Source organism: Rothia sp. HMSC069C04, from assembly GCF_001812895.1.
GTDB lineage: Bacteria > Actinomycetota > Actinomycetes > Actinomycetales > Micrococcaceae > Rothia.
Genome location: NZ_KV810755.1, coordinates 101,202 through 115,137 on the forward strand (window position 1 = coordinate 101,202; position 13,936 = coordinate 115,137).

Annotated in this window: 9 protein-coding genes and 3 tRNA genes; 8 read left to right on the plus strand and 4 right to left on the minus strand. The window is 61.5% G+C overall.

Annotation, left to right across the window (positions count from 1 at the left end; translation table 11 throughout):
• The first annotated feature begins 171 nt into the window (after positions 1-171).
• Complete coding sequence (gene nrdR / locus HMPREF2879_RS07295; protein WP_005506525.1) at positions 172-627, plus strand: transcriptional regulator NrdR; 456 nt, start codon at positions 172-174, stop codon at positions 625-627.
• A gap of 185 nt (positions 628-812) precedes the next feature.
• Here nrdR and ppgK read toward each other — a convergent pair whose 3' ends face one another.
• Together ppgK and map are read right to left on the minus strand one after the other, a co-directional pair.
• Positions 813-1,664: a polyphosphate--glucose phosphotransferase gene (gene ppgK / locus HMPREF2879_RS07300; protein WP_070635150.1), complete on the minus strand. Its 852-nt coding sequence runs from the start codon at positions 1,662-1,664 to the stop codon at positions 813-815.
• A gap of 112 nt (positions 1,665-1,776) precedes the next feature.
• Positions 1,777-2,688, minus strand: coding sequence for a type I methionyl aminopeptidase (gene map / locus HMPREF2879_RS07305; RefSeq protein WP_070506708.1), 912 nt, complete (start codon positions 2,686-2,688; stop codon positions 1,777-1,779).
• Between the two features lie 259 nt (positions 2,689-2,947).
• Here map and HMPREF2879_RS07310 point away from each other — a divergent pair, with 259 nt between their 5' ends.
• Positions 2,948-3,205 (plus strand): hypothetical protein, encoded by a 258-nt coding sequence (locus tag HMPREF2879_RS07310; protein ID WP_049340706.1) that lies wholly within the window; start codon positions 2,948-2,950, stop codon positions 3,203-3,205.
• Between the two features lie 155 nt (positions 3,206-3,360).
• On the opposite strand, the gene panB is transcribed toward HMPREF2879_RS07310, so the two are convergent.
• Together panB and HMPREF2879_RS07320 are read right to left on the minus strand one after the other, a co-directional pair.
• Positions 3,361-4,281, minus strand: a complete 921-nt coding sequence (gene panB / locus HMPREF2879_RS07315) for a 3-methyl-2-oxobutanoate hydroxymethyltransferase (protein WP_070635151.1) — start codon at positions 4,279-4,281, stop codon at positions 3,361-3,363.
• A 66-nt stretch (positions 4,282-4,347) separates the two neighbouring features.
• On the minus strand, positions 4,348-6,210 hold the full coding sequence (locus tag HMPREF2879_RS07320; RefSeq protein ID WP_070635152.1) for a geranylgeranyl pyrophosphate synthase: 1,863 nt from the start codon (positions 6,208-6,210) through the stop codon (positions 4,348-4,350).
• 431 nt (positions 6,211-6,641) lie between these two features.
• On the opposite strand from HMPREF2879_RS07320, the gene glnA reads away from it, so the two are divergent.
• The 6 genes from glnA to HMPREF2879_RS07350 all read left to right on the plus strand — a co-directional run bounded on the left by glnA (position 6,642) and on the right by HMPREF2879_RS07350 (position 13,901).
• The gene (glnA, locus tag HMPREF2879_RS07325) at positions 6,642-7,982 is read left to right on the plus strand and encodes a type I glutamate--ammonia ligase (RefSeq protein ID WP_049362897.1); all 1,341 of its coding nucleotides are present in this window, start codon (positions 6,642-6,644) and stop codon (positions 7,980-7,982) included.
• A gap of 243 nt (positions 7,983-8,225) precedes the next feature.
• Positions 8,226-11,570 carry a bifunctional [glutamine synthetase] adenylyltransferase/[glutamine synthetase]-adenylyl-L-tyrosine phosphorylase gene (locus HMPREF2879_RS07330; protein ID WP_210399484.1) on the plus strand — a complete coding sequence of 1,115 codons (3,345 nt, stop codon included), beginning with the start codon at positions 8,226-8,228 and terminating at the stop codon, positions 11,568-11,570.
• A gap of 411 nt (positions 11,571-11,981) precedes the next feature.
• Positions 11,982-12,054, plus strand: a tRNA-Gly gene (locus tag HMPREF2879_RS07335).
• Between the two features lie 47 nt (positions 12,055-12,101).
• Positions 12,102-12,172: transfer RNA gene (locus HMPREF2879_RS07340), tRNA-Cys, on the plus strand.
• Between the two features lie 24 nt (positions 12,173-12,196).
• Positions 12,197-12,268: transfer RNA gene (locus tag HMPREF2879_RS07345), tRNA-Val, on the plus strand.
• A gap of 637 nt (positions 12,269-12,905) precedes the next feature.
• Positions 12,906-13,901, plus strand: a complete 996-nt coding sequence (locus HMPREF2879_RS07350) for an HNH endonuclease (RefSeq protein ID WP_070635153.1) — start codon at positions 12,906-12,908, stop codon at positions 13,899-13,901.
• Positions 13,902-13,936: the final 35 nt, after the last annotated feature.

The following is a 13,936-nucleotide window of genomic DNA, read 5'->3' on the forward strand; positions in this document are numbered from 1 at the left end:
AACACGCCCCTATGAGGGGAATGACAGGGTGGATTCTGCATAGCAGAGTCCACCCTGAGCGTATATTCACTCACAACATACGGTGTATCCGCTGTATATCACGGTAGAATAGGTATAAATATTCTTGAGCGCTGTATACGCGGGCGCTAGCGCCCAGCCAAGGAGAAACGAATGTACTGCCCCTATTGCAAGCACACCGACTCGCGCGTGGTGGATTCCCGCACCACCGATGACGGCGCCGCAATTCGCCGCCGCCGCCAGTGCACCTCCTGCGCTCGCCGCTTCACGACCGTTGAAACCACCACCATTTCGGTGATTAAGCGTTCCGGCGTGACCGAGCCCTTCGACCGTTCGAAGATTGCCGCGGGCGTGCGTAAGGCATGCCAGGGCCGCCCCGTGGGTGAGGACGATTTGGCGAAGCTCGCCCAGGAGGTTGAGGAGCTGATTCGTGCCCGCGGTCTGGCGGAGATTAACGCGCACGAGGTGGGTCTGACCATCCTGGAGCCGCTGTCGAAGCTGGACGCGGTCGCCTACCTGCGTTTTGCGAGCGTGTACCAGGCGTTTGAGAACCTTGAAGACTTTGAGGAGGCGATTGCGCGTCTGCGTGAGGACCGCATTGCCCAGTAACTAGCTAGATGAGTAACTATCTAGCCCAGTAGCTCATGAGCTCAGCCGCTGCTATACGCGCGGTTGGCACACAGAAAGGGGCTGTTCCCGAGATAACTATCTCAGGAACAGCCCCTTTAGCCGTAGCTACACTTTACGCTTCGCCGCAGCGCTGACGCGGCCGCGGGTAAAGCGGGAAGTAAATCTTACGCTTCGCCGCGGCGCTGACGCTCAGGCAGCATACCGCCAGCCCACAGCGCCGCGCCCACAATACCGGCGTTATTGCGCAGGGCAGCCATGACCATAGGGGTACGGATGTGGTCCTCAAAGTAGGGCATGAACTTCTCCGGGTTCTTGGAGATGCCGCCGCCAATGATGAACAGGTCGGGGGAGAAGAGCATCTGAACGTGGTCGAAGTAGCGGTACAGGCGCTTACCGTACTTCTTCCAGGACAGCTCGTGCACCTCGCGGGCACGCGCGGAAGCCTGAGACTCGGCGTTGTGGCCGTCAATCTCCAGGTGACCCAGTTCGGTGTTCGGGATCAGCACGCCGTTGTTGATGAGGGCGGAGCCGATGCCGGTGCCCAGGGTGATGACAGCAATCAGGCCGTCACGGTTACGGCCCTGACCGTAGGTTGCCTCAGCCAGACCGGCTGCGTCAGCGTCGTTGAGACCGTAGACGGTACGGCCGCCCAGCGCCTCGCTCATGACCTGCTCCAGGTCGGTGTTAATCCAGGAGTCGTCCACGTTCGCTGCGGAGAAGACCATGCCGTTCTTCACCACGGCGGGGAAGTCGATGCCGACAGCGGACTCGGGATCCGGTGCCAGGTCGCGGCCCTGCAGCTCATCGACTACGCGGCGTACGACCTCAGCCACAGCCTCGGGGGTTGCGGGCTTGGGGGTGTCAATGCGGAAACGGTCCGAAACGAGGTTACCGGTGCGCAGGTCGACGATGCCGCCCTTAATGCCGGTGCCTCCAATGTCCACACCAATCTGCAGGTCCTTGGGGGTGGGTTCGGGCAGGTCGTTGATGAGGCCGGGCTCAGCGTAGTTAGCCATGATTTCCTTTCTTTCCTTCGCCTGAGCGGAGGAACATATCTGCGCTATCGAGTGATAATGAATAGATGGTCCGGCAGGTTAGCCGTAAAACTTAGATGCCTAAGACAACAACTTAGGGCAGGGTGAGGATGTCCGCGCCGTCAGCGGTCACCACGAGGGTGTGCTCGAACTGCGCGGTGCGCTTGCGGTCGCGGGTGACCACGGTCCAGTCGTCGTCCCACAGGTCCCATTCGATGGTGCCGAGGGTCAGCATGGGCTCGATCGTGAAAATCATGCCCTCACGGATCTCGGTGTCGTAGGCGGGTGCCGCATCGTAGTGGGGGATGATGAGGCCCGAGTGGAACTCACGACCCACACCGTGACCGGTGTAGTCGCGAACCACGCCGTAACCGAAACGTGCCGCATACTTCTCAATGACGCGACCAATCACGTTGATCTGGCGGCCCGGCTTCACAGCCTTAATCGCACGGTTCAGGGACTCTTCGGTGCGCTCAACCAGCAGGCGGGACTCTTCGTCCACGTTGCCGACGAGCAGGGTCTTGTTGGTGTCGCCGTGCATACCGTCCAGGTATGCGGTGACGTCCAGGTTGAGGATGTCGCCGTCCTCCAGCACGGTGGAGTCCGGGATGCCGTGGCAGATGACCTCGTTCAGGGAGGTGCACACGGACTTGGGGTAGCCGCGGTAATCCACGGTGGAGGGGTACGCGCCGTGGTCGCAAATGTACTCGTGGACCAGCACGTCAATCTCGTCGGTGGTGGTGCCGGGCACGCAAATCTTGGATGCTTCAACGATGGCGCCTGCCGCAATCTTGCCGGCTGCGCGAACCCGCTCAACTTCCTCGGGGGTGTACATGTTCGAGTCGTTACCCTCGTTGGCGGTGGGCTTACCCACGTACTCGGGGCGAACAATGTGCGAGGGGACCGGGCGCATGGGGGTGACGCGTCCGGGGGTCAGGCAACCGACGGGTGCTCGACCGGGCTCTGCGGGAAGATTATGCGAAGTATTCGTTTTGGTTGAAGACATAGTTTCATCTTACCGGGCGTGGGCGGGTTGTGTCCCTTGCGGGGGCGCTAAAAAGCGGCGGATACATAAGCCGTACCTTTTTCCCAGATTGTGAATAAAATTCCATACACCCTAGCGGCAAAACCGCGCGGCGGGGAGCGGAGGAGAAGACATGAGAAAAGGGGAGGAACGCCGCGAGAAGCTTCGCCCGCCTCATTGCCACGAACCTGGGCGCGTGAGATGCTAGACATACTGACTCAATACCGTCGAAGGAGAACCCATGAGCGAGAAGAAAAACCACCTGAGCGAAGCCATCGAATCGGCGGTCGAAAAGACCCTGAACTCCGCGACCGAAGCCACCAGCCCGCACCCCGAAGAGTACTGGTACAACCTCAAAACCGGCGAGGTTGAACGCGGCCAGCAGAGCGCCGTCACCTCACTGTGGGGCCCCTTCAAGACCTACGAAGAAGCCGCCCACGCCATGGACCGCGCCCGCGAACGCAACGAGGCATGGGAGAAGGACGGCGGCCTGCTCTAAAGCCTTGCTCTAAAGCCCAGCGAACGTTCTGCACGTATGCCTCTAATAGAGGCGTCTAACAGAGGCAGAAAAATAGATACAGCAAGACCCCCGAACCCGGAACACCGGATACGGGGGTCTTCGCTTTGTCTCAAGCTGTCTTCTAAACCTAAAGCCTATTCAAAGCTGTGCTCAGCCGCCGGGAACTCACCCGAACGAACCTGCTCACGATAAGCACGCGCAGCGTCCTCCATGACCTGACCGACCTGCGCAAACTGCTTCACAAAACGCGGCACGCGACCGGAACGAACACCCATCATGTCCTGCCACACCAGCACCTGACCGGTCGTCACATTCGAGGCACCAATACCGATGGTCGGCACAGCGCCCACAGCCTCATCCACCAGCTGCGCGGTCTGGGAGGTCACCATCTCCATGAGCACGCAGAACGCGCCAGCCTCAGCCAGCGCCACCGCATCCTCACGGACACGCTCAGACGCATCGCCGCGGCCCTGCACACGGAAACCACCCAGGGCATGCTCCGACTGCGGGGTGAAACCAACATGCGCCACCACCGGAATACCGGTACGCACCAGGGCACGAACCCACTCAGCCATCGAAGCATCCGCCTCAATCTTGACCGCGTGTGCACCGCCCTCCTTCATCAGGCGAACAGCGCTCGCCACCGCCTGCTGCGGGGACTGCTCATAAGAACCAAACGGCAGATCGGCAACCACCATGGCGCGGGATGCACCGCGAGAAACCGCCGCAACCAGCGGAATCATCTCATCCAGGGTAATGGTCAGGGTCGATTCGTAACCGAGCACCACATTCGCCGCAGAATCGCCAACCAGCAGCATGTCGATGCCGGCACGGTCAAAAATCTGCGCCGTCAGGGCGTCGTAGCAGGTCAGCATGGAGAACTTCTGCCCGGTCGCCTTAGCCTGCGCCAGGTGAACGGTACGCACCTTCTTGACGGTGTCCAGGTCAAAAGGCTTCGATGCCGATGCGGATGCAGAAGCGGGAGCAGCCGCGGAGGTAGCGGCAGGCTGTGCCGCGTAGGGCGAAGAGATCTCGGAAGAACGCTCAGTAGTCATGCTGACTATTCTAACCCTGTACGGCTCCAACCTGGCGTACCGCTCACCACGAGGGAACAACTATGCCTAGTTCCAGATGAGGTTGATGTAGTAGGTCGGGAACGACGCAGGGGCGTTCTTATTCATCAGCTCCGGAATAGCGGAAGAAGCATCCTCAAACTCGCGCGGCAAATCGCGCTGAATGAGCGCCTGCTGCACCAGAGCATCCCAGTACAGCTGCATGATCGAATAGGTGCAGACTTCCTTCACGACGTCCTCCGCGTAGGACTCCCACGCCGTCCTCGCCGCATCAGCCGTCTTTGTTGCATCATCAGCGCCGAAGAAACCCTCGTAGCCCTGAGCTAGACCCGTATCGCAGGCGCTCACCGCGTTCTTCGCGTACTGCAGCCAGTAGCTACGGCTCAGCTCATCGGTGGTGTTGAAAGTAAACGCCTCATAGTCTGCCTTCAGCAGGGCGTAAGACGCCTGAATAGAACCGGCAAGCGGGGCGTGCGAAGAGAAGACAATAACGTCCAGAAGAGCAGCGATGTACTCCATCTGCGCCTTCTCGTACGCAATACCGGACGGCTGAACCGGACCAGAATGCATCTGCACCAGCGCCTCCACCGCGTTGATGAAACGCTCAATGTCGGCGGTCGCCTTCACCATCAGATTCAGCAGACGCTGAACACACTGATAATCCTCAGCAATCTGCGAGAACAAACCGTAGGACAGGATGCCGCGCTCCGAAGCCGCCGCCACCAGAATCTGGCTCGTTAGGCGCTGGCTCTCCGCCTCAGCCTTCGCAACAGTCAACAGCAGGGCACCGCAATATGCCAGGGCGCGACCATCCACCAGCTGAGGCTGCTGCTGATGCAACGGCAGAAGACGCTCATGAAGCTGACGGAAAATCGCGCTCTGCATCAGAGCCTTCTTGCCCAGCTCCTCAGTCTTCAACAGCACGGTATCCGCCGAGAAATCACGCGGAACAAAACGGCGCGCATCCGGCGCAGTAAACGGCGAATAGGGGCGACCCATCACCGGATGCAACAGCGACATCGTGGTAAACAGCGAAAAACGAGCCGCCACCGGCCCCAGCGAATCCGGGTAGTTCGGCGCATCCGGCGCGTTGACACGCTCCGTGCACAGCGTCAGCCAGGTCTGCTCCACCGCCCGATCAGACGCAATGCCAACACCCATACCCAGGATGCTCTCACCGAACGCCTCCGACGGAAGCTTACCGGGGTTCATGGCACGCGCCTGCATGAGCGCCACAGCCAGCTCCACCGTATAGTTCGCGCGGCGCTTCTTGCCCGCCTCATCAAGGTGCTGGAACGGACGCATGCCCGCAATCTTCTGACCGCGCGCCAGCGTATGTAGCTCCTTATTCATGGCGAACTGCTGCGGGTTACGCTGCATCATCTTCGACACCTCGTAAGCGCTCTTACGGTTCAGCTTCTCACGGCGCTGAGCACCCTCAGCCGACAGCGCATCATACTTGCCGCGGCTTGCGTGAACATACCAGGCACGAATCAGCTGCAGCGGCAGGAAGAAGAAAGTGTACTTCCACGACCAACTAAAAATAATGACCGGAATAGCCGCACTCGAACCCAAACGGCCCGTATAACCGGTCCAAATGAACTCCACAAACGCACCCACCACCGCAAAGAGCGCCACGGTGCGAGTCCTAAACGCCACGCGGGAGGGGCGATCCAGCAGGTAGGTCGTGCCACCAGACTTGCTGTTCTTCATGACTGTCGGGCCAAAGACCGCAACCGCAAAAAGGCAGACCAGGTACAACACCAAGAAAACAATGGGGGCGGCAATAAGTAGTAGCCACTCTAAACCGGTAGGATCAGCGGCAACGATGCTGGTCGCCAGCGGAAGCTGCGCCAATGGAAACTGCTCCGACGGAAACTGCACAGTCGAGGGAAGAATGGAATGTAGCATACTCCCATTATCGCAAGGCGACCCCGCTCCCCGCCCCGAGAACCGTCATATGCTAGGTATCTGAACCTGCTTGGCATCTGAGTAAAACCCACACCGCAGAAAAAGCGGGGGAGCGCCCCTCCTCGCATCGCCCAGAATCTGAGCTACCGCGGCGCAGAAAAAGAGAATTTACACAAACGAAACCTCCCACCCGCCCGCCACAGAGCAGAACCCGATAGGCTAGATAACAACAGGACACACGCCGGGGCAAGGAGGCGCCAGCACCGCTGGCACGCAACACTGCGGAACCCCCTGGAATCCTCTGGAATCCCATGGGACATGCAGGGCTTTCCGCAGCAGGGTCTTCCACACCTCGGCAGCAAATTTAGCGCGCCTCCGCCACCCACAGACGGGTACCACGCGGATGCGCGCCCGCACCGAGAGGGCAACTCATGGACCGCCAACAGGAATTTGTACTGCGCACCATCGAAGAGCGCGACATCCGCTTCATCCGCCTCTGGTTCACCGACGTGGTCGGCACCCTCAAATCCGTTGCGCTCGCACCGGCTGAAGTAGAAAGCGCCTTCGATGAGGGCCTGGGCTTTGACGGCTCCTCGATTGAGGGTTTCTCCCGCATCTACGAATCTGACATGCTGCTGCAGCCGGACCCCTCCACCTTCCAGATCCTGCCCTGGCGCGGCGAGGAAGACTACACCTCCCGCATGTTCTGTGACGTGCTCACCCCCGACGGTGAGATTAGCGCCTCCGACACCCGCGGCGTGCTCAAGCGCGTGCTCAACAAGGCAGCGGAGATGGGCTTCACCTGCTACACCTCACCTGAAATTGAGTTCTACCTGCTCGAATCCTCCAAGCTCGGCGCCGACGGATTCCCCGTGCCCGTGGATCACGAATCCTACTTCGACCACACCCCCGGCGGCATCGTGCAGGACTTCCGCCGCAAGGCAGTGACCATGCTCGAAGAAGTCGGCATCTCCGTCGAATTCAGCCACCACGAAACCGGCCCCGGACAGAACGAAATCGACCTGCGCCACGCCGACGCCCTGCAGACCGCCGATAACGTCATGACCTTCCGCACCGTCATCAAGGAAGTCGCCTACTCGCTCGGCATGTACGCAACCTTCATGCCCAAGCCCTTCACCAAGTACGCCGGCAGCGGCATGCACACCCACTTCTCCCTCTTCGAAGGCGACACCAACGCATTCTTCGAAGCCGGTGCCGAATACCAGCTGTCCAAGACCGCACGCCACTTCATCGCCGGTGTGCTCAAGCACGCCCCCGAATTCACCGCGGTCACCAACCAGTTCATCAACTCCTACAAGCGTCTCTGGGGCGGCGGCGAGGCACCCTCCTACGTCTCCTGGGGCCACAACAACCGCTCCGCCCTCGTGCGTGTGCCCCTGTACAAGCCGAACAAGATGCAGTCCGCCCGCATCGAGTACCGCGGCCTGGACTCGGCGTCGAACCCGTACCTCGCCTACGCGGTGATTCTCGCCGCCGGTCTGAAGGGTATCGAAAACGAGTACCCGCTCATGCCCGCCGTGACCGAAGACCTCGCCGCCATGACCAACGCCGAACGCCGAGCCATGGGCTACAACCCGCTGCCCGCATCCCTGCGTGAAGCCATCAATATCACCGAAGAATCCGAGTTCATGGCGGAGGTCCTGGGCGAGCAGGTCTTCGAGCAGTTCCTGCGCAATAAGCGCGCCGACTGGGACCAGTACCAGGCTCAGGTGACCCCGTACGAGCTCAAGCACAACCTCGGAATCCTCTAACGGCTGGATTTTCTCACCTCCTCATAGGATGAGTGAGCGCTGACAGCCTCAGGGCGGTACCCGCTACCGGTAACACGCCGGCGGGTACCGCCCACAGGTCTATCAAACGCACCTATCGACTGCACCGTTCACCGCCGATTTTTAGCCGCCGATTTTTGCCGGCGAAATTTATACTCTCCACCCCGGATCTACTCTCCACCCACAGTTCTCTAACCCCAGTTCTCTACCCACGGTTCTCACGCTATGACTGACAGCTCCCACTACCCGGCCACCGGGCTCATCCGCATTATCGACCCCGCCAAAGAACCCAAACCGCTCACCGACATCGCCCCCGACGCACTCGACGACGAACAACGCGCCGAAGCCGAACGCAAAGCCCAGCTACGCCTGCGCACCCGCATGATCGCCACCGGCTTCCACGACCCGTCCAAGGCAGAACGCTGGCTCAACGCACCCGAACTGAAGCACGTCTCGCAGGATGCGCTCTTTGCCGGGCTGCGCCTCGCACCCTCACCGGATATCGCCCTGCCCGCCCTCGTGCGCCTCATCGAGAAGCACCCGGTGGTCGCCGAACGCGCCAACCGCGGCGAAGAAGAATTCGGCATGTACCGCCTGCTCGGCGCATCCCAGGCGATTGGCGATTTTCTCTACCGCCGCCCCGAACACATTGACCCGCTCTTCGACACGCAGGTGTACCCGGCTGAGAGCGCGCTGATTCGCTCCCAGCACCCGGCGTCAATCCTGCCGGAAACCGACGGGGAATTCCTGACCCCCATCGCACCGCTGGATACCCCCTACCGCCGCGATATCCTCACCGCCCTCGGCGCCGACCCCCACGCGGAGCGTCCGCGCGCTGCCGCCGAACAGACCGGCAAGGACGGCTACGTGACCCTGCGCGTCGCCTACCGCGCCGCCCTGGCGCGCATCGCCCTGCTCGACGTGTGCTGTGAAGACCCGGTCGAAATGATGCCCACCATCGGTCGTCACCTCGCCGATTTGGCTGCCGCCGCGCTGGAGGGTGCACTTGCCATTGCGCGCACCGAAGTAGCGGAGGGGCTGGGCCCCGGTCTGGCGGCTCCTCGCCGAGGCGAAGCCGTAGACGCCCTGGACTTGGCGATTATCGGTATGGGTAAGTGCGGTGCCCGCGAGCTGAACTACATCTCTGACGTTGACGTGGTGTATGTGGTTGCGCCCGTGGAACCCGCCGCCACGCCCAAGGCCGGGGCGGAGGGGGAGAGCGCCCCGCTCAAGCTCACCGAGAACGAATGTTCCACCATCGGCACGGAACTCGTGCACGCCCTCACCCGCGCCATCATGGGCCCCGCACCCGAACCCGCCCTCTGGGAGGTCGACGCGAACCTGCGCCCCGAGGGTAAGGACGGCCCGCTGGTTCGCACCGTCGAATCCTACGTTCAGTACTACAAGCGCTGGGCAGAAAACTGGGAGTTCCAGGCGCTGCTCAAGGCGCGCCCCATCGCCGGTTCGGCGCAGCTGGGTGCCCGCTACGCCCGCGCAATTGACCCCTTCGTGTGGGAGTCCGCCGCCCGTGAATCCTTCGTGGAATCCGTGCAGGCGATGCGCGCCCGCGTGACCGACAATATCCCTTCGCACCAGGTGGACCGTCAGATTAAGCTGGGCCCGGGCGGCCTGCGCGATATTGAGTTCACCGTGCAGCTGCTGCAGCTTGTGCACGGTCGAACCGACCCCGCCGTGCGCACCAAGTCCACCGTGGATTCTCTCGCGGCGCTGACCGCCGTCAGCTACATTAGCCGCACCGACGCCGAAGCGTTCAGCCGCGACTACAAGAAGCTACGCGTGCTCGAGCACCGCATCCAACTGCAGCAGCTGCGCCGCACCCACCTGATGCCCGAGAAGGATGCCGAACAGCGCGCCCTCGCCCGCTCGATCCTCTCCCCGGAACGCAACGGCACGCTCTCCGCCGAGCAGATGCTCAAGGCATGGCAGAAAATTAAACGGAACGTCCGTTCACTGCACGAGCGGATCTTCTTCCGCCCGCTGCTCGCCGCCGTCTCCACGCTCAGCCGCGACGAAGTGGTGCTCAGCGAACAGGCGGCACAGGACCGCCTCGCTGCCCTCGGCTACCGCGACCCGCGCGGCGCCATGCGCCACATCAAGGCGCTCACCACGGGACTTTCCCGCAGTGCAGACATTCAGCGGCACCTCATGCCCGTACTACTGGGCTGGTTCGCCCGCGGCGTGGACGCGGATGCCGGTCTGCTCGGATTCCGTATCGTCTCCGAATCGCTCGGCAGCACCAGCTGGTACCTGCGCATGCTCCGCGACTCACCCGCAGCCGCCGAACGCCTCAGCCAGATACTTTCCAGCTCGCGCCCCATGACCGACCTGCTCGAGGACGCCTCCGCCTCCATCGCCTGGCTGGACAAGGTCGCTGACCTCAAACCGCTGGGGGAGGAGGCGCTTGCTTCCGAGGTTTCCTCGCTGCTGGCACGCCACGAGGACGCCGCCGAGGCGATGCGCGCCGTGCGTTATATGCGTCGGCGTGAGACTCTGCGCACTGCCATGGGGTGGACTCTGGGCATCGTCGACATTGAGGACACCTGCGCCGGTCTTGCCGCCATCGACGAGTGCACAATCGGTGCGGCGTTGCAGATTGCCCTGCGTGAGCTCCAAGCGGCACCGGAAGGCGCTGAACCCGCCGAAGCTGAGGAGACAGCGGGGGAGAAGCTACTCACCCGCATCGCCGTCATCGGCATGGGCCGCCTCGGCGGCGCCGAGAACGGCTTCGGCTCCGACGCGGACGTCATGTTCGTCCACGAACCCCTCGACGGCGCAGACGAGGACGCCGCACAGGAACAGGCGGCACGCATTGTCAACCGCACCCTGGCGCTCCTCAAGCAGCCCGTCAAGCCCGCCATTCGCGCCGAACGGCCCCTCGACGTGGACGCCGACCTGCGCCCCGAAGGCAAGCAGGGCGCTATCGTGCGCTCGCTGGACTCCTACCGCTCCTACTACGAACGCTGGGCGGAAACCTGGGAGTTCCAGGCGCTCACCCGCGCCCGCCCCATCGCCGGCGACGAAGAGCTCGGCGAGGCTTTCGTGGAGCTCATCGACCCGTACCGCTACCCGGCAAATTTCGCGCCCGAACAGGTGCAGCAGATTCGCCGCATGAAAGCGCGCGTTGAAAACGAACGCATGCCGCACGGCGCCGACCGCACCCGCCAGCTCAAGCTCGGCCGCGGCGGCCTCTCCGACGTGGAATGGCTGGTCCAGCTCGTACAGCTACGCCACGCGCACGCCGTGCCGGGGTTGCGCACCACCTCCACGCTGAAGGCGCTAAACGCCGCGGTTGAGGCGGGGCTGGTCGAGGCCGCGGACGCTGAAATCCTCAGTGGCGCCTGGCTGCTCGCCACGAAGATCCGCGGCGGCAACGTACTGCGCGGCGTGCGCCAATCCGACACCCTACCCTCGGGACGCGCCGACCTGGAAGCAATCGCCCGCTGGTGCGGATACCCGGCCGGCAGTGCCCGCGCCCTCGAAGAAGACTACCTGCGCCAAACTCGCAACGCCCGCAAGGTCTACGAACGCCTCTTCTTCGAAGAGCTCTAGAGACTCCAGAAAAACATGAGCCTGGCATTTTTGTCGGTGCGGATTTCTGATGCGGATTTCATAGGGGAGGGGCGGGGAACCTGGCTCCCCGCCCCTCCTTTTCGTGTCCTTGTGAAAAATTTTGTGGACGTTTCGCGGATATCGTGGCGGGCATTGTGTGCCCGCCGCTATCCTCGCGGGAACAGTAACCATCCCAAAACCCCGAAAATGTGACCGGCACCATGAAAATAAATTTTGCTCGCACACCTCAAAAACGAGCCCAAATACCCCGTTCTGCCCCGGAAACACGCGGAACACAAGATGATCTACAAAGGATTTGGCAAACACTCAAAAACCCCGTATAGTATTTACCTGTCAGCACGACGGAGCGAAAAACTCCAACGGAATGATTCAAATTGAATACGCTGATATGCGGTTGTAGCTCAGTTGGTAGAGCACCACCTTGCCAAGGTGGATGTCGCGAGTTCAAGTCTCGTCAACCGCTCGTAAGGACTCCAAGAGTTCGAACGCGTTCCCTCGTGGAGCGTATGCGGTGAGGTGGTCGAGTGGTTAGGCAGCGGCCTGCAAAGCCGTGTACGCGGGTTCGAATCCCGTCCTCACCTCGCAACAAAACAACTGTTTTGTGAGCGCGATTGGCGCAGCGGTAGCGCGCTTCCCTGACACGGAAGAGGTCACTGGTTCGATCCCAGTATCGCGCACAGATAAAGCCCTTAGCTTTCGAGCTAAGGGCTTTTGTGTTTAACTTTTTAGTTTCTTGGGTTTGCGGAGGGATAGAGCCCTCCTTGTTCCTGTGCATGTTCTGGAGGTGGTGCTGCGTATATTTCCTCCGCGCCGTCGCAGGGGACCCGCCCTCGCTTCGCTTCGGGCACCCTGAGGGCGCTTCCGGAAAATACGCTCGCACCGCTCCATGTCTCCGATGTCACGACGGAGGGCACCGCCCCTCCGCCTCGTAGGTAAGACACTTAGCCCCCCGGCTCAGTATGTGCAGGGCTTGGGTGCGCGATACCGACATAACGAACTGGAGGGGGAGGGCGGCTGTCGCCTTCTCAGTCTTTTGCTGGCTCCGCCAAATAGGTGGGTTGAAATTGCGGCTTAGCGCCGCACCTTCCGAAAGCGACATCAGGGTGCCCGCACGGGCGCTCTCCGCAACGAAGCAAGGAAGAGCGGAGCGTCCGGGCGTGGCGGGTTCCCCTGCAGGAGCGCAGGAAGGGAGCGGCGCGGAAGCCTATACACCTCCAACGTGACCAAATGCTTTGCACGCCGCGAATACCTCCGATACCCTAATGGAGGAAATCTACACTCACAGATACACCGCCGTATCGCAAAGGAACACCCGTGAAATCCTCCCTCAAAGGGCTCGGCGTCTTCTTCGCCGTATGCTTCGCCTTCTCCCTCTGGCACGTCATCCTTGGCGTCGTCATCATCGTGCTCATCGCGGGCATCATCATGACCATCCGCAAAAACCGGTACTTCGCAACCCCCGAATTCCAGACGCACCGCCAACGCACCGCCACACTCGCCAGCGAATACAACGAAGTCGCCAGCTACGTACACGACATCTACACCCACGGAATCTTCGAACTCGGCACCTCCACCAACGGCATGTACAGCCACCTCGCCACCGTCGAAGTTCAACAACCCAAAACCTGGCAGACTCTGCTACGGAAGAAACCCGAAGAACGCCACCCGCACGTCTACAACTCCTCAAAACAGGTCGTTCTCGAAGCCGAGCGGGACCCCATCGGCAGCCTCACCAAATACTTCCACATCGAAGCTGACCTGCAAACCCTCAAAGACGTACAACGCCTCTCCGACGATATCGCGCGCCTTGAAACCGCAATCGATAACGTGCGACGCCGCGAAGAGGATATGATCGCACACATCAACCCGCCCCAGTTCATCACCAAGCAATACGCCAAGGAGTTCTGGGCCAAACTCAATGTCTGCCACGTGGGGCTGACCGTGCCATACCCCGTCTACCGCTTCGAATACGCCTCACCCGGCGGCAAAGAAAACCGCGCCGTCACCGTCACCCTCGACACCCCAACCCTCGATGCGCTCTCCGAAACCCTAGAACGCAAAATACGCTGGGCATGGCCCGAAGGCGGCGAACGCACCCTCATGACCGCCCAGCTACGCCAACGCATCAAAGAACGCGACAACTACACCTGCCAAAACCCCGGATGCGGCAACTCCATCATGCGTGAACGAATCCTCATCCTCGAGGTTGTCCACAAGGTCCCGCTATCCGAAGGCGGCAATAACGAGCCCGATAATCTGCAGACCCTCTGCTGGCGTTGCGTGCGCGGGCAGAACTTGCGGCTCGCATAAAGCCGCACCTTCCGAAAGCGACATCAGGGTGCCCG

Excerpts from the sequence above, each read along its gene's own strand:
- panB (WP_070635151.1), bottom strand. The coding sequence starts at position 4,281 with ATGACTACTGAGCGTTCTTCCGAGATCTCTTCGCCCTACGCGGCACAG.
- glnA (WP_049362897.1), top strand. The coding sequence starts at position 6,642 with ATGGACCGCCAACAGGAATTTGTACTGCGCACCATCGAAGAGCGCGAC.
- ppgK (WP_070635150.1), bottom strand. The coding sequence starts at position 1,664 with ATGGCTAACTACGCTGAGCCCGGCCTCATCAACGACCTGCCCGAACCC.
- map (WP_070506708.1), bottom strand. The coding sequence starts at position 2,688 with ATGTCTTCAACCAAAACGAATACTTCGCATAATCTTCCCGCAGAGCCC.
- HMPREF2879_RS07310 (WP_049340706.1), top strand. The coding sequence starts at position 2,948 with ATGAGCGAGAAGAAAAACCACCTGAGCGAAGCCATCGAATCGGCGGTC.
- HMPREF2879_RS07330 (WP_210399484.1), top strand. The coding sequence starts at position 8,226 with ATGACTGACAGCTCCCACTACCCGGCCACCGGGCTCATCCGCATTATC.
- HMPREF2879_RS07320 (WP_070635152.1), bottom strand. The coding sequence starts at position 6,210 with ATGCTACATTCCATTCTTCCCTCGACTGTGCAGTTTCCGTCGGAGCAG.
- nrdR (WP_005506525.1), top strand. The coding sequence starts at position 172 with ATGTACTGCCCCTATTGCAAGCACACCGACTCGCGCGTGGTGGATTCC.